The 20,533-nt window shown below is 71.7% G+C and carries 19 protein-coding genes and 1 tRNA gene; 11 read left to right on the plus strand and 9 right to left on the minus strand.

What is annotated here, in order from left to right:
* Positions 1–11 precede the first annotated feature (11 nt).
* The gene (locus ABD120_RS10930) at positions 12–995 is read right to left on the minus strand and encodes a LacI family DNA-binding transcriptional regulator (protein WP_425563954.1); all 984 of its coding nucleotides are present in this window, start codon (positions 993–995) and stop codon (positions 12–14) included.
* A gap of 129 nt (positions 996–1,124) precedes the next feature.
* On the opposite strand from ABD120_RS10930, the gene ABD120_RS10935 reads away from it, so the two are divergent.
* Together ABD120_RS10935 and ABD120_RS10940 are read left to right on the plus strand one after the other, a co-directional pair.
* A complete protein-coding gene (locus tag ABD120_RS10935) occupies positions 1,125–1,751 on the plus strand; it encodes a (2Fe-2S)-binding protein (RefSeq protein WP_343949647.1) in 627 nt (208 codons plus the stop codon).
* Between the two features lie 19 nt (positions 1,752–1,770).
* Positions 1,771–2,817: a glycerophosphodiester phosphodiesterase gene (locus ABD120_RS10940; RefSeq protein ID WP_343949648.1), complete on the plus strand. Its 1,047-nt coding sequence runs from the start codon at positions 1,771–1,773 to the stop codon at positions 2,815–2,817.
* 56 nt (positions 2,818–2,873) lie between these two features.
* Here the strand turns inward: ABD120_RS10940 and ABD120_RS10945 are convergent, their stop codons facing one another.
* Together ABD120_RS10945 and ABD120_RS10950 are read right to left on the minus strand one after the other, a co-directional pair.
* Entirely contained in the window at positions 2,874–3,497 is a 624-nt protein-coding gene (locus ABD120_RS10945; RefSeq protein ID WP_343949649.1) for a cysteine dioxygenase, read from the minus strand.
* The gene (locus ABD120_RS10950; protein WP_343949650.1) at positions 3,494–4,354 is read right to left on the minus strand and encodes an amidohydrolase family protein; all 861 of its coding nucleotides are present in this window, start codon (positions 4,352–4,354) and stop codon (positions 3,494–3,496) included. Before ABD120_RS10950 ends, ABD120_RS10945 begins: the two co-directional genes overlap by 4 nt.
* Positions 4,355–4,740: 386 nt before the next feature.
* Here ABD120_RS10950 and ABD120_RS10955 point away from each other — a divergent pair, with 386 nt between their 5' ends.
* Positions 4,741–5,739 (plus strand): LacI family DNA-binding transcriptional regulator, encoded by a 999-nt coding sequence (locus ABD120_RS10955; RefSeq protein WP_343949651.1) that lies wholly within the window; start codon positions 4,741–4,743, stop codon positions 5,737–5,739.
* Between the two features lie 287 nt (positions 5,740–6,026).
* Here ABD120_RS10955 and ABD120_RS10960 read toward each other — a convergent pair whose 3' ends face one another.
* Genes ABD120_RS10960 through ABD120_RS10970 form a run of 3 tightly spaced genes read right to left on the minus strand, consistent with a single transcriptional unit; the run spans position 6,027 to position 8,887 of the window.
* Positions 6,027–7,325 carry an aromatic amino acid ammonia-lyase gene (locus tag ABD120_RS10960; RefSeq protein ID WP_343949652.1) on the minus strand — a complete coding sequence of 433 codons (1,299 nt, stop codon included), beginning with the start codon at positions 7,323–7,325 and terminating at the stop codon, positions 6,027–6,029.
* A gap of 3 nt (positions 7,326–7,328) precedes the next feature.
* Positions 7,329–7,703: a phage holin family protein gene (locus ABD120_RS10965; RefSeq protein WP_343949653.1), complete on the minus strand. Its 375-nt coding sequence runs from the start codon at positions 7,701–7,703 to the stop codon at positions 7,329–7,331.
* Positions 7,700–8,887 (minus strand): cation:proton antiporter, encoded by a 1,188-nt coding sequence (locus ABD120_RS10970; RefSeq protein WP_343949654.1) that lies wholly within the window; start codon positions 8,885–8,887, stop codon positions 7,700–7,702. The genes ABD120_RS10965 and ABD120_RS10970 overlap by 4 nt, the downstream gene beginning before the upstream one ends.
* A 95-nt stretch (positions 8,888–8,982) precedes the next feature.
* On the opposite strand from ABD120_RS10970, the gene ABD120_RS10975 reads away from it, so the two are divergent.
* Positions 8,983–9,258, plus strand: coding sequence for a hypothetical protein (locus tag ABD120_RS10975; protein WP_343949655.1), 276 nt, complete (start codon positions 8,983–8,985; stop codon positions 9,256–9,258).
* Here ABD120_RS10975 and ABD120_RS10980 read toward each other — a convergent pair.
* Positions 9,255–10,025, minus strand: coding sequence for an FAD:protein FMN transferase (locus tag ABD120_RS10980; RefSeq protein ID WP_343949656.1), 771 nt, complete (start codon positions 10,023–10,025; stop codon positions 9,255–9,257). The two genes, ABD120_RS10975 and ABD120_RS10980, sit on opposite strands and share 4 nt — an antisense overlap.
* Before the next feature lie 122 nt (positions 10,026–10,147).
* Here ABD120_RS10980 and ABD120_RS10985 point away from each other — a divergent pair, with 122 nt between their 5' ends.
* The 3 genes from ABD120_RS10985 to ABD120_RS10995 all read left to right on the plus strand — a co-directional run bounded on the left by ABD120_RS10985 (position 10,148) and on the right by ABD120_RS10995 (position 11,786).
* Positions 10,148–10,540, plus strand: coding sequence for an OsmC family protein (locus ABD120_RS10985; RefSeq protein ID WP_343949657.1), 393 nt, complete (start codon positions 10,148–10,150; stop codon positions 10,538–10,540).
* Positions 10,541–10,790: 250 nt separating this feature from the next.
* Complete coding sequence (locus ABD120_RS10990) at positions 10,791–11,666, plus strand: nucleoside hydrolase (protein ID WP_343949658.1); 876 nt, start codon at positions 10,791–10,793, stop codon at positions 11,664–11,666.
* Positions 11,667–11,712: 46 nt separating this feature from the next.
* A tRNA-Lys gene (locus ABD120_RS10995) sits at positions 11,713–11,786 on the plus strand.
* Between the two features lie 19 nt (positions 11,787–11,805).
* On the opposite strand, the gene ABD120_RS11000 is transcribed toward ABD120_RS10995, so the two are convergent.
* Positions 11,806–12,279 (minus strand): hypothetical protein, encoded by a 474-nt coding sequence (locus tag ABD120_RS11000; protein ID WP_343949659.1) that lies wholly within the window; start codon positions 12,277–12,279, stop codon positions 11,806–11,808.
* Positions 12,276–14,003, minus strand: coding sequence for an alpha/beta hydrolase (locus tag ABD120_RS11005; RefSeq protein ID WP_343949660.1), 1,728 nt, complete (start codon positions 14,001–14,003; stop codon positions 12,276–12,278). Before ABD120_RS11005 ends, ABD120_RS11000 begins: the two co-directional genes overlap by 4 nt.
* A 214-nt stretch (positions 14,004–14,217) precedes the next feature.
* Between ABD120_RS11005 and ABD120_RS11010 the strand changes: the two genes are divergently transcribed.
* The 4 genes from ABD120_RS11010 to ABD120_RS11025 all read left to right on the plus strand — a co-directional run.
* On the plus strand, positions 14,218–15,030 hold the full coding sequence (locus tag ABD120_RS11010) for a hypothetical protein (protein WP_343949661.1): 813 nt from the start codon (positions 14,218–14,220) through the stop codon (positions 15,028–15,030).
* 29 nt (positions 15,031–15,059) lie between these two features.
* Entirely contained in the window at positions 15,060–16,772 is a 1,713-nt protein-coding gene (locus ABD120_RS11015) for a TIGR02677 family protein (protein ID WP_343949662.1), read from the plus strand.
* Positions 16,769–17,902 (plus strand): TIGR02678 family protein, encoded by a 1,134-nt coding sequence (locus ABD120_RS11020; protein ID WP_343949663.1) that lies wholly within the window; start codon positions 16,769–16,771, stop codon positions 17,900–17,902. Before ABD120_RS11015 ends, ABD120_RS11020 begins: the two co-directional genes overlap by 4 nt.
* Positions 17,899–20,533, plus strand: a 2,635-nt coding sequence (locus ABD120_RS11025) for a TIGR02680 family protein (protein ID WP_343949664.1), incomplete at its 3' end; no start/stop codon positions are given. The genes ABD120_RS11020 and ABD120_RS11025, both read left to right, overlap by 4 nt.

Genomic DNA, 20,533 nt, shown 5'->3' on the forward strand with positions numbered 1-20,533 from the left:
AGCCTGCTTTGTCACTCTGGGGGGAGTTCGCCGGAGCCCCGGGGGATGAGCCGGACGGGGAGTTGCATGTGCTGGGCGGGCCCCCGGTCGCCGCGCAGGCGGCTGAACAGCCGCTCGGTCGCCACCCTGCCCAGCCCGGCCGGATCCTGGGCCACCACCGTCACGCCCGGCGACAGCAGATCGGCCAGCTCGAAGTCGTCGAAGCCCACCAGGGCCAGCCGCCGTCCCGCCAGCGCCCGCAGCGTCGCCACCGTGAGACGGCCGTTGCCGGTGAACACCGCCGTCGGCGGCGCCTCCCCGCCCAGCAGGCGCTCCAGGTCGGCGCGGACGCCGCCGAGGCCCGGCGGGCGCATCACCACCAGCCGCTCGTCGAAGAGCCCGCCGAGCGCCCTGCGGTAGCCCGCCAGCCGCTCGGCGGCGGTGAAGATCGACGGGCTGTCGCCGAGGAAGGCGATGCGGCGGTGACCGTACGACAGCAGGTGGCCGACCGCCCGCTCGGCGCCGCCCGCGTTGTCGCACAGGACGGTGTCCACGTCGATCCCCGGGCCGGGCGGGCGGTCGACGAAGACCGCGGGCGTGCCCGCGTCCAGCTCCGGCCGCAGGTAGGAGTGGTCGTCTCCGGCGGGGACCACGATGAGGCCGTCCACGCGGCGGGCGCAGAACGTGCGCACCAGCTCGCGTTCCCGCGCCGGGTCCTCGCCCGATGAGCCGCTGAGCAGCAGGCAGCCGTGGTCGATCGCCACCTGCTCGACCGCCCGGCCGAGACCCGAGTAGAACGGGTCGGCGATGTCCTCGATGACCAGCCCCACCGTGGCGGTCCTGCCCCGGCGCAGCATCCGGGCGCTCTCGTTGCGGCTGTAGCCGAGCGCGTCGATGGCCGCGCGCACCCGCTCGGCGGTGGCCGGGTGGACGCCCGGCTCCCCGTTGACCACGCGGGAGACGGTCTTGAGCGCGACCCCGGCGGCCGAGGCGACGTCCTTCATCGTCGGTCTCACGCTGCGATCATCGCCGACCGAGACAACGTTGTCATGGGGTATGCCGGGATGGTTCGCGAGGCGACCTGCTATCTTAGGTTAGGCTTACCTATAGGGGGTCGTCCGGTGCTTGCAGAGGTGCTTCAGCGCGTGTCCGACGCGCGGGACGGCGCGATCGGCGTCGAGCCCTCGCTGGTGATCACGCCGGACTCCGGGTGGACGCCCGTGGCCGAACTCGTCCGGGCACCGTACACGCTGCTCGACCGGCTGGTCGAGCGCACGGCCGGACGGTGGAACGCCCCGCGCCACGTCGGCGCGGCGCTGCTGTGGAAGGCGTACGGCTACTGGCATACCTTCCCCATGGCGCTCGGGTGGGCACTCGACGGGCGCATCCCGATCATGAAGTTCCGGGACACCTACTTCAGGGAGACCGCCACCGGGATCTCCCTCGGCGCCTCGCGGATCAGCTGGGAGACCGGCGCGGCCGCGATCGGCGCGGCACTCGCCGAGTCGCAGGAGCCGATCGTCAAGGTGCTCAGCGGCATGGCCAAGGTCGGCCCGAGGACGCTGTGGGGCTCGACCGCCGAGGCGATGGCGCACCCGCTGACCAAGGTCGTCAAGGGCGACTACATGCGGCTGCTGCGCGAGGTCGGCAAGCCCGTGGACGGGCTGGTCCGGCCGACGGAGGACGGGTACTTCCGCAGGACCTGCTGCCTCTGGGTGACACTGCCGGATGTTGAAGCATGCTCTACTTGTTGTATTCCTTCGCGTAACTAACTCGTTTTAGCCTGCGTTCATGGTGATACGCAGGTTACTCGCCGCTGTTACGGTCGCCGTCGTGCTGATGCAACCCGAACCCGTCCTCGCCCAAGACGACCGGGATCCCGCCGTCATCGCCCATCGCGGCGCGAGCGCTATCCGGCCCGAGCACACGCTGCTGTCCTATGAGGCGGCCATCGCCCTGGGGGCCGACTACATCGAACCCGACCTCGTCTCCACCAAGGACCATGTACTGGTCGCCCGGCACGAGAACGAGATCGGCGGCACCACGGACGTGGCGGCGCGGCCGGAGTTCGCCGGGCGCCGGACCACCAAGACGGTGGACGGGCGGCCGATCACGGGGTGGTTCACCGAGGACTTCACGCTGGCCGAGCTGAAGACGCTGCGGGCCAAGGAGCGGATCCCGGAGGTGCGGCCGGGGAACACGGCGTTCGACGGCCTCGCACAGATCCCGACCTTCGAGGAAGTCGTGGAGCTTGCTCGGAAACATCGGGTCGGGGTGTATCCGGAGACCAAGCACCCCTCCTACTTCGACTCCATCGGGCTCTCGCTGGAGGAGCCGCTGCTGGAGATCCTCGACCGGCACCGGGTGCGCAAGGCGTACATCCAGTCCTTCGAGACCGCCAACCTGCGGTGGCTGCGCGAGCGTACCCGGCTGCCGCTGATCCAGCTCATCACGTACGGCGGCCGGCCGTACGACTGGACGGCCGCAGGGGACCCGCGCACCTACGACGACATGGTCAAACCGGAGGGGCTGCGCGAGGTCGCCGAGTACGCCGACGGGGTCGGGGTGGACACACGGCGCGTGGTGCCCGACGACGGCGTCCCGACGACGCTCGTCGCGGACGCGCATCGGCGCGGGCTCAAGGTGCACGTGTGGACCGTGCGGAACGAGAACGTCTTCCTGCCTGCGGCCTACCGGATGGGTGATCCGGCGAGCCCGGCGTACCCGCGCGCGACCGGGAACGTGACGGGCTGGCTGCGCACCCTTCTGGACCAGGGGATCGACGGCGCGTTCTGCGACGACCCCGGCATGTGCCGAGCGGTCGCCGGCGACCGCTGACCGGCCCGCACTCCGGCGACCGCCGTCCGGGTCGCCCCCGGCCGGGGCCGGTCGGCTCAGGCGACTTCGGCGGCCGTGTCGAGGGGGCGTAGCTCGTCGGCGTAGCTGACCGAGACACGGCGCATCACGCCCGTGTCGTCGATCGAGTACTGGCCGAGGCGCCACAGTGGCGGCGAGTACGCGTGGATCGACACGCTCTGGCTCGTGGCGCCGTTGAGCCGGTGGATGTGGTCGGGACCGAACGAGAACGACTGGCCCTCGGCCACCACCGTCTCCAGGTGCTCGCCGCCGATGCGGGGATTGCACTCCAGCAGCGCCCCCTGCACCACGTGGACGGCGCCGGAGGAGATGTCATGGTCGTGCCAGCCCGTGTCGTCCTCCGGACGCCAGCACAGCAGCCACACATCCACGTAGGCGTCGCGGTAGAGAGAGGCGTAGTGGCGGCCGCCCTCGGCGGGGAAGTCCACCTCGTCCTGCCACTCGTGCGGATTGGCGGCCAGGTCGTCCACCAGCCTCCTGAGCTCCCGCCGATCCAGCGCCCGCTCCGGAAGCCCCGCGCACACGCCGCCCGCCGGCACGGTGTCGGCGGCGGCGCCGTCCTGGAGAGGGGTCCGGGAGGGGTCCGGGGAGATGCTGAGGGTGCAGGTGCCCCCGTCCTTTGTCTGGGTTGGCGCGCTCACGTGCGGTTCTCCTTTCTACCGAGTAGACGACGGGGGTTGGTGACACGGATGGCGTGGGCGGCCGCGCCGCCGAGACCGGGGTCCGGCGCGGTGGCGTAGGGGGCGTCGGAGCCGTTGACCACCACGTCGACGCCGAGTTCGCGGACGATCGCGTCGATCGCCCGGGGGCCGTAACTGGAGGTCTCCACGAAACAGTCCGGATCGACCAGGCCTCTGCCCTGCCCGCCCCTGGCGATCAGCCGTTCCGAGTGGAGCGGCGCCAGCCCGGCGAGGAGCGCGAAGCACACGCGCAGCCGAGGGTGCCTCGGCCGTACGACGGAGTGGAAGTGATGCCACGCGGCGTGCATCTGCTGGACGTACGGCACCAGCGCGGGCCACCACCCCGGGCGGCCGGGTTCGCCGACGGCGGGGCCGGGGTGGACGAACAGCGGCAGGTCGCGTTCGGCCAGCAGGTCGAGCAGGCGGTCGTCCGGGTCGGCCGTGGCGGGGATCTGGAGTCCGGCGAAGCCTCGGTCGAGGTCCTTGGCCAGGCGGGCGGGGTCGATCTCGCTGTGGCAGGTGGCGGCCCACGCGCCGAACCGGCCGGGGAGGGCGAGCGCGCCGTCGTGGTAGGCGTCGATCAGCGGCCAGGACTCCTCCGGCGGCAGCGTCTCTATGCCGAGCGGGCTGGACAGGGACACCAGCGCGAGGTCGCCGGTCTCGCGGGTGGCGGGGTCGTGGGAGGCGGGATCGACCTGGTACGGAGGCTCGCCGTATAGGAGGAGCGTCCAGCCGTCGAGGCGGGGTGGGGCGGTGCGGGCGCGCAGGGCTTCGACGAAGGAATCGGTCCACAGGTGCTGGTGTACGTCGATGCTCACGGGCCATGCCTCCCTCTATTTCCTACAGAGATTATAGGTAAACGCCTCGTGCAGGGAATCCATCTCTGTGAACCGTTTCAGTGATGCGATTCAGTGAACCGCTTCACCTATGGTGATGTCAACGTTTCCAGGCACCTGTGACACCGGCGGACCTGCGGCCGGTCCACGTGGACCCCGGTCCTCCTCGCGGTGCGGCACGATCCCGAGGTGCCGGCCCCGTCGGTCCGCGTGCATCGAGGGTCGAGGGCGGCAGTGGTCGGTCGGGGTGCGCGCCCAGGGCTCTGACGGTTTTAGGTTGCGGGAAATGGAATATATGTGGTGTTCCTTACTGGCCAGGTGTGGTGAGGCCACAGGTTTCTGTCGGTGGGAACGCATAGGCTGACGTGGTGCCACGCAAGCGAGCGACCATCAAGGAAGTGGCGCAGGCCACAGGTCTGTCACCGGCGGCTGTCTCCTACGCACTGCGGGGGATGCAGGTCTCCGAGGAGACCATGGAGCGGGTCAAGGCCGCGGCCGCCGAGCTGGGCTACGAGGCCGACCCCATCGCCAGAGCGCTGGCCAGCGGGCGCACCGGCATGATCGGGGTGCTGTGCGGGTCGCTCGAAGACCTGTGGCAGCAGTCCCTGGCCGTGGGCATCAGCAGAGGGCTGCGGGAGAAGGACCGCTATGCCCTGATCCTGGACGCCGTCGGCGATCCGGCCCGTGAGCGGGCCCTGGCCCAGCAACTCCGCGACCAGCGGGTCGACGGCCTGATCGTGCAGCCGGTCGATCCGGCGGCCGAGTTCTGGCCGGATCTGTGCGAATCCCTGCCGGTGGTGTCCATCGGCGACTCGCTGGCGGGCACGGCGGCCGAGGTCGTCTTCGACAACCGGCGCGGGGTGACGCTCGCCCTCGAACACCTCCGGAGCCACGGCCACACCCGCATCGCCGTCCTCACCCCGACCCGGGCCAGCACGCCCGACCGGCCCGCCGACGTCCACGTGATCGCCGAGGCCGACCGGCTCGGGCTCGACATCGACGTCGTCACGGCCCTTCACGAGCTGGGGGCCGCGACCGAGGTGGCCCGCCGCCTCCTGGGCGACGAGCGGCACAGCGCCGTCTTCTGCTTCTCCGACACGATCGCCTACGGCGTGTACGCTGCCGCGGCCGAACTCGGGCTGTCCATTCCCGGCGACGTGTCGGTGATGGGCTACGACGACCATCCGATGTCCGGCCTCCTGACCCCCGGGCTCACGACCGTCGACTGGAACATCGACGGCATAGTGCGTGCGGCGGTCCGCCTGATGGCGGCCACGGCCGACGGCGCCACCCGCCGCCGCCGGGTCGTCCAGCAACCCACCCTGAGAGGCCGAGGCTCGGTCGCCCACCCGAAGAACCGCCCCTGACCTACCCATCCGGTGAGGCGGGTGCGCGGTGGCATCGAGTCACGGCTCGGCGTTCGCACCCGGGAGAGCGACGGGGCGACCGCTCACGGCCGTAGTGGGTGTCTCGCGCGTGGAGCCGGAGTAGGCGATCGTCTGACGGGCGGTGTTGCGGTGGGGTGGGGTGCGGCCGAGGAGCGTGTTCCTGGAAGGGCGTGAGCGCGCGGCGGCGGGTGGTGGGTGGGCGGCTTGCCGTAATGAATCACGGCCATGCGAAGCATGGCCTGGGCGACGGCGAGAAAGGCGTCGGGTCAGCGGGAGAGTTCGGCGCGGGCGGCGGCGAGGTCGGTGTCGAGCGGCCGGTCGGGGCACGGCGAGTGGCGGGCCGCGACCAGCTCGCAGGCCAGGACGATCTCCAGCGGCTCCACGCAGCGCAGCGCGTACCTGGCCGCCTGGGTGGCGAAGCTCGCGTGATCCTCCGTGCCCAGGGAGATCACCGAGGTCCCCGTCGTCACCGGCGCGGCCAGGTGGCGCAACTCGGCCAGCGCGTCCTGCGCCACGTACTCGAGGATCATCACCCCCGAGCCCCCCTCCCGGTCGGCCAGGAACGGCAGCCGCCCCGTGTACGCCGGGTTCACGAGCGTCGCCAGCCGGGCGGCGCTGAGCTGGGCGGTCTGCACCAGCGCCGCCCGCAGCGCGTCGAGCGCGAGCGCGAGCGGCGCCGCGTGGAAGTTGCCGTTGTGCCACGCCAGCGTCCCCGAGATGAGCGGGTTCTCGGCGGCGGCGTTGAGGTCGGTCTCGACGACGCGCTCGGCGTGGCCGAGCGCGTCCAGCGCGGCGCCGTGCACCTGGGGGAAGGCCCGGTAGCCGTACGGGTCCTGCACCCGGGCCGCCCGCTCCCGCGTCAGCATCCCGCGCAGCCGCTCCGCGACGAGCGCCTGCCCGGGGTGGGGGCGGGCCTCGTGCACGGCCGCCGCCAGCGGCTCGGCCGAGGCGTCGACGGCGGCGAACGAGCGGGCCGCGACCGTGATCGCCGCCTCCAGCAGCGTGCGGACGCGGTGCAGGGCGAGGGCCGCGTCGGACAGGGTGAGCGCGCCCGAACTGATGAACGGCAGCGCGTCCGAGCCCGCCAGCGGGTACCGGAGCCCGTCATGGCCGTCCCGCCAGGCGACCTCGCCCAGCAGGCACAACGCGGTGGTGGCCAGGGCGGTCAGGTCGCCGGTGCCGACGGCCCCGTAGGCGCGGACCGGCGGCGTGGCCCCCGATCCGATCACGTCGGCGAGGACCGGCAGCACCCCGGGGTCTATGCCGGAGCCGCCCGCCAGCAACTGGTTGAGCCGTACGGCCAGCATGCCCCTGGCCCGCTCCGCCTCGATGAGTGCTCCCGCGCCGCCCGCGTGGCTGCGCAGCAGGTCCAGCCCGGATCCGCTGACCTCGACGTCCTTGTTGGCGCCGACTCCGGTGCTCCGGCCGTACACGGGGCCCGTGAGTTCCCGGGCCGTCACCCACGCGGCCCGGGCCCGATCGGTGGGTCCGATCGTGACCCGGGCCGCTCCTCCGGCCAGTTCGGCGACATGTGCGCAGCTCAGGCCGGTTCCGGTGAGTTTCATGGGTTAGTCGTTGTCGGGGATGACCAGGCCGAGCAGCCAGCTCACGACGCTGATGATGACCGAGCCGAGCAGTGCGGAGACGAAGCCGTCGACGTGGAAGGGGATGTCGAGCTGCCCGGAGATCCAGCTGGTCAGCAGCAGCATTCCGGCGTTGATGACGAGGAGGAACAGTCCGAGGGTGAGGACGATGACCGCGCAGCCGAGCATCTTCACGATCGGCTTCACGATCGCGTTGACCAGGCCGAAGATCAGGGCGACGACGAGGAGTGTGCCCCAGTACTTGGCGGTGGTCGAGGTCTCGACCGTGATGCCGCTGACCAGCACGGTGGCGACCCACAGGGCGACCGCGGCCGCGAGGGTTCTCAGGATGAATATCACGCTGATACATCCTGGCACTTCCGACCGGCCGACCGATAGAGGCGCAGTGCCGTCAGCGGGTAGACCATGACGCTGAGGACACCCGCGGTGACCATGGCCGCGGCCGTGGCGCTGGTGATCGCGCCGGATTCGACGCCGGTTGTGGTGATGACCACGATCAGCGGCAGCCCGGCCGAGGCGAACAGCGCGAGCGCCCGGGGCTCGCCGGGGCGCAGGCGCGGGTCGCGGCGGTTCAGGACGTACGTCGGCAGCCCCCGGGTGATCAGCAGCGTCACGAGGAAGACGGGGATCAGCAGCAGGCTGCGCGGGTCGGTGAGCAGCGCCCTCAGGTCGAGTTCGGCGCCGCTGACGACGAAGAAGAAGGGGATGAGGAAGCCGAAACCGATCGCGTCGAGCTTGGAGGAGACGATCTCCCTCTCGTGGCGCGGTCCCGAGGCGACCGCCAGCCGGACGACGATCCCGGCGGCGAAGGCCCCGAGCAGCACGTCCAGGCTGAGCAGGTGGGCGACCGCGATCATGGCGATCAGGACGAACACCACGATCCGGACGGCGAGCTGCCCGCTGCTCGTCATGGTCGCGGTGACGACCCGGGCGAGCGCGGGATGGCGCGGCCGGGCCGCCATCGCCGCCGCCACGACCGCGACCACCGTGAACAGCACGATGACGGCGATCGTGTGCCAGGCCGCGTCCTCGGAGAAGACGAACGCCATCGCCACGATCGGCCCGAACTCGCCCAGCGCCCCGATGGCCAGCACCCGGCCGCCGAACGCCGTGGGCAGCGCGCCCGCGTCACGCACCATCGGCAGGATCGTGCCGAGCGCGGTGGTGCTGACGGCCAGCGCCACCACCTGCGCCGCCAGCGTGGGACCGCTGGTGGCCAGGCCGACGAGTACGCCGAGGCCGAGCGAGACGAACCAGCCGAGCGTCGCCGATCGGATCGGCCGCCCCCTGATCCGGGCGAACTCGATCTCGTACCCGGCCATGAACATCAGCATCGACAGGCCGAACTGCGACACCGCGTCGACCGGTTTCGTGATCTGGATCCAGCCCAGCACCACCGGCCCGAACAGGACGCCGAGCAGGATCTCCAGCACCACGGTCGGAACCCGGACGAACCGGCCGACGGCGTCGGCGACGAGCGGCGCGAGGACGGCCGCCAGCGCGATCACCATGATGCCGAGCATGCACGCTATGTGCCCACTCGTCACTCCATGTAGTCACATGGTGGTTATTCGGAGGGGATCGAGGGGAAGACGCGTGCAGGGGGAAAGGGAGCGAGATGAACGCGAAGGCACTGGAATCGTTGTCGACCAGCGAGTTGCACGACCGCGCCGTACGCTACGCCGTACGCCACGGGGATTTCGCCTTCCTGTGGAACCTGCTGAAGGTGATTCCGGCGGCCGAGGCCGCGAGCGGTCACGACGGGGAGACCGCCAACGACCTCAGCCGGGTCTCGGCCCTGCTCAGCGACGCGCTCGCCGCCGGGGAGGGCGATCTGGGCGAGGCGCTCAAACCGGTGTACCTCGAATACCTGAAGGCACACCCGGACGCTTAGCCCGCCAGCGCCGCCGGGGTCGCGTACGCGGCGAAGCCGGGCGTGCTCATCGTGCGCCCCGCGCGGGTGATGAGCAGGCTCTCGTACGGCTCGGCCGAGGCCAGCTCGTGGGCGAACAGGCGGGCGCGCACCGGGCCCATGGCGTACATGGCGGTGGCGAAGGCGTCGGCGGTGGACAGGTCGGGCCCGAGCACGGTGACGGAGCCGAGCGCCCGCTGCGGAGTGCCCGTGCGGGGATCGACCACCCGGGTTCCGCCCGTGGTCGCGACCCCGAGGTCGTTGGCGAAGACCTGCCTGCGGACCGCACCGGTACGCGGGTCGCGGATGCCGATCCGCCAGGGGCGGCCGGGCAGCGCCGAGCCCCGTACCCTGACGTCCCCTCCGGCGCTGATGCGGTGGTCGACGGCGCCGGCGTTGGACAGCGCCCGCGACAGCCGTTCGAGAGCCCAGCCCTTGATGTAGCCGGAAACGTCGATCCGGCCGTTGATGCGGGCGTCGAACCAGCCGTCGGTGGCCTCGCTGAGCTCGTCGCAGCGGTGCAGGACCTCGACGAGTTCCGGTATCTGTTCGATCGTGCGGCCGTCGTTGAGCCGGGCGATCTGGCCGTCCTCGTCGGTGTGGCTGAACGTGCGCTCCACCCAGCGCAGCCAGGCGAAGGCGTTGTCGATCATCGGGTCCAGCTCGCGCCGGGGCAGGGCCGTGCGGATGTCGACGTTCATGGGGATGCCCATGACCGTCTCCGTGCGCGCGGATCCAGGGAACGTCATCGCGTCTCCTTCCTCGGGACACGTTCCCACGAGCCGTGTAAGTCCGGGCTAAGCACTTTGACGATCCTTGACGGCCGACCTGGGGACTGGTCAGGGGAGAGCGGCTGAGTAATGTCTCATACATGGCAAACGTGCGTGTTGAGCGGACAGACGACGGCGGGTTCCGGGCGACGAACGACCGGGGGGCCGAGGTACGGATCGGCGGGGGTGGCGAGGAGGGCGTGTTCACGCCCGTCGAACTGCTGCTGGCGGCGGTCGGCGGCTGCAACATCGTGACGGTAGAGCCGCTCACCGCCCAGCGCGGGCAGCGGCTCATCAGGCTGGCGATGACCGTCCAGTCGGAGAAGGTGGAGCCGAACCTGCTGGGGCCGGTCACGGTCACCTACGACGTCGAGGTGCCCTCCGAGAAGGCGGACGAGGTGTACCGCAAGGTGGCCGAGCGGGTACATGAGAAGTACTGCACCGTCGGCCGTTCTCTGCAAGAGGGAACCAAGGTCCATTTGGAGCTTCCGTAGCCCTTTGGGGGAGACATTCGACCCCTATATGACGCGTCCGTTGCATTCGGCTCTGTAGTGTCGAAGCAGGTCAAGAGTCCTGCGACTCACTTGCAGACTTTTACCGATGCGGACGCGGAGGGGGACCGCTGTCTGCTAGTGCGGGACCGCCGGTGCTTCGGGGGAAGGTACCGGCCTGGACCGCCCACGATCGGGGCCGGTCAGCTTTGGGGGAAGCTGATCGGCCCCGATTCTTGTTTATCCTGATTTAGTGAGAAAATTTATTATTGATTGTGACCCCGGCATTGACGACGCAGTGGCGCTCGTACTCGCGGCCGGCTCCGACGGTCATTTCCTCGCAATCACCACTGTAGGTGGAAATGTCGGGCTGGATCTGACCACGGCCAACGCTCTCGCCCTGCGCGAATTCCTCGCCCTCGACGTCCCCGTCATCAGGGGCACCTCGGCCGACGCGGTCGACGCGGCGCACGTCCACGGTGCATCCGGGCTCGGCGGCGCCCTCCTGCCGCCCGCCGTCCGCCCCGCCGACCCCGGACAGGCGGCCGACTTCATCGTCTCCTCGCTGCGCGCCGCCCCGGGCGAGATCACGCTCGTCGCCGTGGGTCCCTTGACCAACCTGGCTCACGCCGTACGGCTGGAGCCCCGGATCGCCGAGTGGGCGCGCGACCTCGTCGTCATGGGCGGGACGTACGGACCGGGCACCGAGTTCAACATCCGCACCGACCCCGCCGCCGCGGCCACCGTCTTCGGCGCCGGATGGACCGTCACCATGGTCGGCCTCGACATCACCCGCACCGCCCAGGTCACCACCTCGGTGCTGGAGCGGATGCGCGGCTTCGGGCGCCTGTCGGAGGACCTGCTGCTGCCGGCCGTCCAGCGGTATGCGCCCGTCACGGACACCGGCGGCCCAGCCCTCCACGACGCCATGGCCCTGGCCCACGTCCTCGACCCCGGCCTGCTGACCCTCGTCCCGGCGTCCGTCACCGTGGACCCGTCGGGCGCCACCCTGGTCGACTTCGAGCCCGGAGATCGCCCGAACGCGCTGGTGGCCACGGCGCTGGACGTGGAGAGGTTCTGGGACCTGCTGATCGCCGCGTTCGGACGGGCGGCTGCGCGGGTCGCGTGAGTGTGCGAGAGGTGTGCGGCGGCTGCTACAGTTACGTCTGTCGCAAGCGCCGCTAGCTCAGTTGGTTAGAGCAGCTGACTCTTAATCAGCGGGTCCGGGGTTCGAGTCCCTGGCGGCGCACCGACGAGAAGACCCCAGCTCAGTGAGCCGGGGTCTTCTCCGTTTCCGGCGGTGTTCCGTCCGGCCAGACGCAGGTCGAGGTCGCTGCCAGATAAAGTGCGCCGTCTGCGGCCCGGACCAGCGCCAGGATGAATCCATCCGGCTGGGACTCGCCGCTCAGATTCGGGCTTCCGCCGGTCCCGGAGCCGGTGACATGGTGTCCTTGCGACACCCAGAACGCGCGGACCTGGCGGGAGATGTTCGTGTTCCGGCTTTCGGGAACGCCGCGCAGCCAGTACTTCCTGTTGACGATCACCTGCCCTTCTCCTTCCGGGCAGGTGCCCGGCGGGACCGAGTAAGGGATGAGTTCCAGCCTGGGACGTGGGTCCAAGGCGGTCGCCGTTTCGTGAACGAGTTGGTCGACGCGAGCGACGGCTTGGGCCTGCGTGATGGTGAGTTGGGGAGTGGCGCAGCTTGAAAGGAACAGGATTACGGTGAGCAGGGCTCGGCTCATGCTGGGTCATCTTTCGGGTCCGGGCGCAGCGTCGGCTCGCGGGCGAATTCGGGCATGAGGAGCTGCGGTCGATTGTCGCGCGGCTCAGGGTGTACGAGCTGGTCGTATTGTCCGTTGATGATGGATCCCAGGTTGCGCAGGGAGGGAGAGTCCTGGTTCCAGTAGCTGCTGTGGGCAGAGGTCCAGAGGTCACGGCCGGCCGGAATGTGGCGAGCACCGAACGAGGCGTCGCCGGGGTCGGCGCCGAACCTGCCCAGAGTCGCCACAGGGTCGCCGCCCGCCTCTCCGACCCAGACATGCTGCGGATCGATGCCGAGCCCGCTGGCATGGCTGACGCCGACGCCGGGGCTGCCGATCAGGATGATGTCGTCGGCCAGCTGTCCTGGTCTGAGGACCGCCGCCCGTCCTGTGGTGAGCGAGCCGTAGCTATGGCCCACGATGATGCTGCGGGCTGTGCCTGACGGCTCGTGCGAGGCCCGTAGCCCGTCAGCGAACGCCGCGAGCGCCTTGCCGCCTTTGACCGCCGCGCCGGAGAAGGCGACCGATCTGTCGGGGTCGAAAAGCCCCGGGTCGAGCTGGGGCGCGTCGTAACCGAGCCAAGTGATCGAGGCGACTGACCGGCCTCCGCTAGTGGCGGTGGCCTGCTGCCAGAGCGCACGCGATCGTTCTAGGTCGGCGTGCGCGGCATCGAGGCCAGAGGTGAATCCGGAGACCGAGGTGACGACGATGTCGGCGGTGTCGGGGTCGCCCCAGGAGACGATCAGTCTGCCCTGGCCGCGCAGGTCGAAGCCGAGCAGTAGCGGAGGCGGGTAGCCCGGGTGTGGGCGGAGCTGCCTCTCGATCAGATCGATCCGCTTCAGCTGGTCGGTGATCTCCTCAATGGGGGCGAGGCCGTTCAGGCGGTTCTTCTCGGCCAGGAGCCAGTGCCGGTTGGCCCGGTCGCGCACGAGGGCGGGCAGGCCGTTCAGCAGCCCGAACCCGGGCAGTGTCGTCAGCCGCTCCTGGAGATCGGGGCCGAGTGTCTGCCACCAGGCGTTGACGCGGGCCGCGAGCCCGGCGTCGGCGCCGCTCTCCTGAAGGACGAGGAGGTGGGCGAGCACACAGGTGTCCTGGGCGGAGAGTTTGGCGAGCAGCGTCTCGACGGAACTCGCGGCGTGGGCGCCGAACAGTCCGTAACCGACCGTCGCCGCGGACAGGGTGCCGGGGACGGTCCGCCGGATCACGGCCAGGCGGCGGGTCAGGCCGACGCTCTGGATCTCCGCCCACTCGCCGATCCGGCCGACGCCCGCCCCCGCTCCCGAGGGCAGGCCGTGCGCGCCGAGTAAGGCGGCCAGCCGACTGCCCGCCTCGGGAAGCCGCTCGCCCGCCTGCCGCAACCTGCTGATCAGCGCGGTCATGGCGGCGGGCTCGACACCCCGGAACCGGCTGGGAGCGGCGTTCGCCATGCTCACGCAGGTGAACAGGCCGGGCGGCGCCAGTGCGGGGCCGCCCTGACGGATGACCAGGTCCGCCATGGCGCGCAGTGCACTCGCCAGAGCGGCTTGGATCTCGGCCCGCCGCCCGGCGAGGTCGGCGGCGAAGGCGGGCGCGCCGCCGCCGACCCAGGCATGGGCGGACATCAGTCTGGCCGGGGCGTCGAGGTCGGCATGATGCTCGTCGGCGAGCATGCTCATGAGGCGGAAAGCCGCGAGGGCGCCCGCGTACGGTTGGGTCTGGTCCGGCATGACGCCGTTCAGGATGGCACCGCACGGCGGTGTGGATCAGCTCATCGGCAGCTCACCCGGATTCGTCCGGATCTGCGGATCCACCGGCAGGGTCGGCTCGGAAAGTGTCGGCACCGTCGGGTTCAATGGCGTGCATGATTGTGCGCCGTAGCGCCGCTCCGGTCGTCATGGCGGGGTTCGCCGGTGTCTTCCGCGAGCCAGGAGGTGAGTCGTGATGAGCGCCGCTCTGCCAGCGCGTGTCCGGGATCGTGTCGCGCTCGCCGCCGACGCCGGTACGGGTGTGGAGGTGCTCACGCTTCTGGCCGCGGACCGGTCCCCGGCGGTACGGCGGGCCGTCGCGGGCCGGGCCGTACCGGAGCTGCTCGCCCTGCTGGCCGCCGATCGCGACCTGAGAACCCGCGAGGCCGTCGTGACCAACCCCGTCTGTCCTGCGGCGGTGCTGACGCGCATGGTCGCCGACCCGCACTGGTCGGTCCGGGGTGAGGTGCCAGAGCACCCCAACCTCGACGCCGAGGCGGCCGAAGCCGTCCTCGCCTCGCCGCACGTGACGCTGCGCACCCTGCTGGCCGGGCGGAAGGGCATCGACGCCGCGATCGAGCGGCGGCTGGCGGCCGACCCGGCGGCGGTCGTACGCGGCTCGGTGGCCCGCTTCACGAGCGTGCCTGACGTGCTGGCGGTGCTGGTCGAAGACCCGGAGACGATGGTCAGGGCCTCGGCGGCGGACAACCCCCGGCTCACCACCGGGCAACGGTCCAGGCTCGTGCGCGACCGCAGATCCGAGGTCCGGGTCGCGGTGGTGAACTCGGGCGGGAGGTTCACGGACGAAGAGTCGCTGCTGCTCGCCCGGGATCGGTCGGTGGAGGTGCGCTGGTGGCTGGCCACCTCGTCCACGGTGCCGGGCCATATCCTGCGGATCCTGCTCTCCGACGCGGACGAAGGAGTCGTCTGTCAGGCACAGGCGGCCATGCGGCGGTCGCACGGGAGAAACGGGAGAAAATCGCCGACGGATCTGGCGCAACAGCCGTGACGGGGTGGAAAGTTGTCCACACTGGAGCAATGGCTTCCCTTCCTCCGCAGCCACAGGTGTTCGCACATCTCGGTGCGCCCAACGCGGCCCTCTACCGGGCGATCATGGCGGTGTTCGCGCGGGCCAAGGAACGGTTCATCGTGCACCTGCGGCCCGAGGACGTGGCCGCCGAGCTGCGCAGGGACGACGACGAACAGCTCGGGCAGGCGCTGGATCAGCTCACGGAGTGGGGCAACCTGCGGGCCGACGTCGACACCGGGCGGGTCTCCTCCGTCGAGGACTTCCACCGCAAGAGGCTGCTGTTCCAGCTGACTCCGGCGGGGCAGGCGGCCGAGCAGTCGATCGCGTTCTACGAGGAGGCGATCGGACGGCGCGGCCAGCTGCAGGCGGTGGCGCTGGGGGACATCGCCGACCAGTTGAGCGCGCTGGTCGTGCTGGCACGGCGGGAGGATCCGGACCCGGCCGCCGTGCATCTGATCCTGATCGCGCTCGCCGAGCGGTTCGGGTCGCTGGCCGACAACGCGCAGGCGTTCATGTCGTCGCTGCGCCGGGCGATCGACTTCTCCGACGGGGACGTGGACGGGTTCGTCGCCTACAAGGAACGGCTGATCGACTACATCGACCGCTTCATCGCCGAACTGGCCAACTCGGGGGCCCGGATCGCGCGGCTGCTGCTTGAGCTGGAAGAACTCGGGCACGGGCGGTTGCTGGAGACGGCGGCGCGGCGGGAGGCGGCGGACGCGGTCCCGGACGGCGGCCCGTCAGACGACCATGGCGGCGACGAGCGGGCCGGGCGGGGTGGGGAGGCGGGCGGCGAATTCCGTGAGGCGCCAGCCGGTCGGGACGGGGAAGCGGACGGTGAACACCGTAAGGTGCCGGTTGGGCGGGATGGGGAGGCGGGCGGTGAGTACCGTAAGGCGCTGGCCGGGTGGGAGAACCGGTGGCGGGGGTTGCGCGACTGGTTCGTGTCGCGGGACGCCGGGCACCCCTCGCAGGCGCGGCTGCTGCGCCAGTCGGCCGTGACCGCGATCAAGCAGCTCATCGACACGGTCGGACTGCTCAACGAGCGCCGGGCCGGCCGTTCCGACCGCTCGGCAGACTTCCGCACGCTCGCCCGATGGTTCGCGGACGCGCCCGACGAGGCCGCGATGCACCGTCTGTGGCGGGCCGCGTTCGGCCTGACCCCGGCCCGCCACCTGACCGGCACCTCTGCCGCCGACGGGGCCGGCACCTCGACCGGCGCCTCAGTCGACGGCAGGGCCGACGCCCAGACAGATGGCTCGGCCGGCGCCCCGGCCGACGTGCCCGCCACGACCCCGTGGGCGAAGGCGCCGCCGGTCAGGATCTCTCCGCAGCTGCGCCGCACCGGCTCCTATGAGCGGCGCGGCAGGCTCAACAAGGTGGCCGACCGCTCGACCGCCCGCCGGCTGCTGATGGAACAGGTGGAGCGGGAGGCCGCGCAGACGGCGGCCGCGCGCGAGCGGCTGCGCACCGGCGGCCCGGTGCCGTTGTCGCGGCTGGACGTGCTCGACCCGACCGCGTTCCGGCTGTTCCTCGGACTGCTCGGCGACGCCATGGCGGCCAGGCGGCCGGAGGACACCGAGGTCAAGACGACGACGGGCGACGGCTCGATGGAGGTGCGGCTGACGCTGGTGCCGGACGGCGGCACGGTCGAGATCGAGACCGAGGACGGGGTGCTGACCGGTCCGGAGCACGTCATCGAGATCACGGTCCTCGCGTGACGCCCGAGGAGGACGCGGCGCGGGCCAGGTCCGCGTTGCGGGCGCTGCTCATGAACCCGCTGCTGACGGACCCGGACAAACTCCCGCTGGTCAGGCAGTACGCGGCCGAGTTGCGCGACTGGCTGACCCGGGAGACGGGCTGGCGGCTGGCGGTCGACTCGGAAGCGGCGCGGCTGTTCAAGACCGTGCCGGACACGGCGGACGCGACCCGGCCGGCGCGCGGCCGGGCGGGGGAACCGTACAGCAGGCGCAGGTATGTGGTGCTGTGCCTGGCTCTGGCGGTGCTGGAGCGCGCGGACGCGCAGACGACGCTCGGCAGGCTGGCCGAGGAGGTGCTCGATTCGGCGGCCGGGTTCGCGTTCACGCTCGACACGCGGGCCGAGCGGGCCGACCTGGTGGCCGTGGTGCGCACGCTGCTGGAGTGGGGGGTGCTGCGCCGGGTCGCGGGCGACGAGGAGGCGTACCTGTCGGCCACCGGCGACGTGCTGTACGACGTGCGGCGCAAGGTGCTGGCCGGGCTCCTGACGGGCGCGAGGGGGCCGTCGACGATCACCGACGAGGGCTTCGAGGAGCGGCTCGCCCGGTTGACGGCCGAGCCGCACGCAGACACCGACGACCTGCGCAACCAGGCGCTGCGGCGGCGCCTGACCCGGTGTCTGCTGGACGATCCGGTGCTCTACTACGCCGATCTGAACGAGGAGGAGCTCGCCTATCTGACCTCGCAGCGGCACGCGATCGTGCGCAGGATCGAGCAGGCGACCGGTCTGGTGGCCGAGGTCAGGGCGGAGGGGATCGCGATGGTGGACCCGGAGGACGAGCTCACCGACGTACGGATGCCGGAGCAGCGCACGGACGGACACGTGACGCTGCTGGTGGCCGAGCGGCTGGCCGAGCTGGGCGAGGACTCCCGCGAGCGGCTGAGGGACTTCGTCCGCGAGCAGGCGGCGGCACACCGCTCGTACTGGCGCAAGGGCGTCACCGAGGCGGGCGCGGAGGACGGCCTGCTCGCGGTCGCACTCGACAAGCTGGCGGCGCTGCGCCTGATCACCGTGGACGGCGACCTGGTGACCGGACGGCCGGCGATCGCCCGGTTCGCGCTGGACGCCCCGACTGTCAAAGGACCGAAATGATGTTGCCCGACCCGTCCTCGGAGCGGTGGAAGCCGCTGCGCGCAGGTCTCGTGGACATGTTCTACTACGACGTGGAGGAGTTCCACTTCCACGACGGCAGGCTGCTGTTGCGCGGCAACAACGGCACGGGCAAGTCGAAGGTCCTGGCGCTCGTCCTGCCGTTCCTGCTGGACGGCGAGCTGTCCCCGCACCGGGTCGAACCCGACGGCGACCGGCAGAAGCGCATGGAGTGGAACCTTCTGCTCGGCGGCCGGCACCCGCATCCGGAACGGCTCGGCTACACGTGGCTGGAGTTCGGCAGGCGCGCGGCGGACGGCGCGGCGGAGTTCCGCACGATCGGCTGCGGGCTGAAGGCCGTGAAGGACCGGGGCATCGTGCGCCACTGGTTCTTCGTCACCTCGCAGCGGGTGGGCGGCGGTCTGAGCCTGCTCGCGCCGTCGGGGGTGACGCTGACCAGGGAGAAGCTGCGCGAGTCCGTGGACGGCCACGGCCTGGTCTACGACCGGGCGGCCGACTACCGGCGCGCGGTGGACGAGGCCCTGTTCGGGCTCGGCGACCACAGGTACGAGGCGCTGGTCAACCTGCTGATCCAGCTGCGCCAGCCGCAGTTGTCGAAACGCCCGGACGAGCGGCTGCTGTCGAGGGCGCTGACGGAGGCGCTGCCGCCGCTCAGCCCGGCGCTGCTGGCGACGGTCGCCGAGGCGTTCAGAGGGCTGGACGAGGAACGGGACGCGTTGCGCGGCCTGGAGGAGTCCCGCCGCGCCGCCGCCGACTTCCTCGCGCACTACCGCAGGTACGCCGCCATCGCGGCCCGGCGCAGGGCGGCGGGGCCCAGGCTGACGCAGAGCAGGTACGAGCATCTGGGCCGCGAGCTGAGCGAGGCGGAGACGGGTCAGGCGGCGGCCGAGGCCGCGCTGGAGACCGTCCAGGACCGGCTCAGCGAACTCGCCACCATGAAGAACCTGCTGGAGGCCCGAGCCACCGCGCTGCGGCAGAGCCCGGAGATGCGCGACGCCGAACGCCTCACCCAGGCCCGCGAGGAGGCGGGACGGCTGGCCGAACACGAGGGCCGCGCCCAGCGGGAGCTGGCCCGGGTGCGGGCCGAGAGCGGGCGGCTGACGAACAGGGAGCAGGCGGCGCGACGGACGGAAGAGGGGGCGCTGCGCGAGCACGCGCAGGTCCACGCAGCGGCGTTGCGGGCGGCGGCGCTGGCCGGGTGCGCCTTCCACGAGACGCCGAGGGAGGCGGAGACGGCGCTCGTCCGGCGTGAGCAGGCCGTCGAGCAGCTCCGTCTGCTGCTTCACGCCGTCGAACGGGCCGCGTCACAGGTGGGCGCGGCCCGCGCGGACGTCGATCGCCTGGCCGGCGAACTCGGCGAGGCGGCCGAGGCGGTCTCCGACGCGGAGGAGCGGGCGGGCGCCCAAGCGGCGGAACTGGTCGCCGCGTTCGGCCGCTACCTGGCCGGGCTGGTCGAGCTGCGGGTCCCCGACCACGACGGGGTGCTGGCCGGGCTGGAGGCGTGGGCGGTCAACGCCGAGGGCCCCGATCCGGCCGCCGCCGTCGTGGCGGAGGCGCTCAGTGCCGCCGTCGCCGCCCTGGCCCGCCGCGAGAGCGAACTCGACGCCGCCCTGGCCGCGTTGCGCGGCCAGGCTGAGGCACTGGCCGAGGAGGTCGTCCGGCTGGAGGCGGGGGGTCACGATGTCCCGCCGCCGCCGCACACGCGGGCGCCGAGGACGCCTCGGCCGGGCGCGCCGCTGTGGAAGGTGGTCGACTTCGCCGACGGCGTACCCGACGATCACCGGGCGGGGCTGGAGGCCGCGCTGGAGGCGGCGGGCATCCTGGACGCGTGGGTGACCCCGCACGGGGAACTGCTGGCGGGGGACACGGTGGTCCTGGGCGGCGGCGCGGTGCCGGGCCTGTCCTGCGCGAGCGTGCTCAGACCTGCCATCGACCGGGCGGACCCGCACGCGGCCGCGCTCTCCGACGCGGCGGTGCACGCCGTGCTCGCGCGCATCGGCCTGGGGCCGGGCGCGGCGACCTGGATCGCCGTCGACGGGCGCTGGGCCAACGGCGTCCTGGCTGGATCCTGGGGCAAACCGGGCGCCGACCACATCGGAGAGGGCGCCCGCGAGGCGTCCAGGCGGGCGCGGCTGGACGCGCTCAGGAGCGAGCTCGACGGGATCGGGCTGCGGATGGGCGCCCTCGCCGGCGAAGCGGAGGCGCTGGCGGGACGGCAGCGCGTCCTCGCGGCCGAGCACCGCGCGCTCCCGTCGGCGGAGGGGCTGCGCGAGGCCCAGGTCAAGCTGGCCGCCGCCCACGAGCTGCGGACCCGCCTCGACGGGCGGCACGCGCGGGCCGTCCGGGTGATGAACGAGAGGCAGGAGGGACTCGACGCCGCGCAGGTGCGTGCTGCCGAGTTCGCGAGCGACGTCGGCCTGCCCGCCGACCTGGACGGGGTGCGGGAGGCGCTGGCCGCCTACCGGCTGGCGCTGGCCGGCCTGTGGCCCGCCGTACGCGCGCTGGGCCTGGCCCGTGAGGCGGCGGCGGAGGCCGTCGCGGACGCCGAGGACGCGGCCGGGCGCCTGGCCGACTCGACCGAGCAGGCGGTCCGCGAGGTCAAGGAGTGGATGC

It is taken from the genome of Nonomuraea longicatena (assembly GCF_039525605.1).
Lineage (GTDB): Bacteria > Actinomycetota > Actinomycetes > Streptosporangiales > Streptosporangiaceae > Nonomuraea > Nonomuraea longicatena.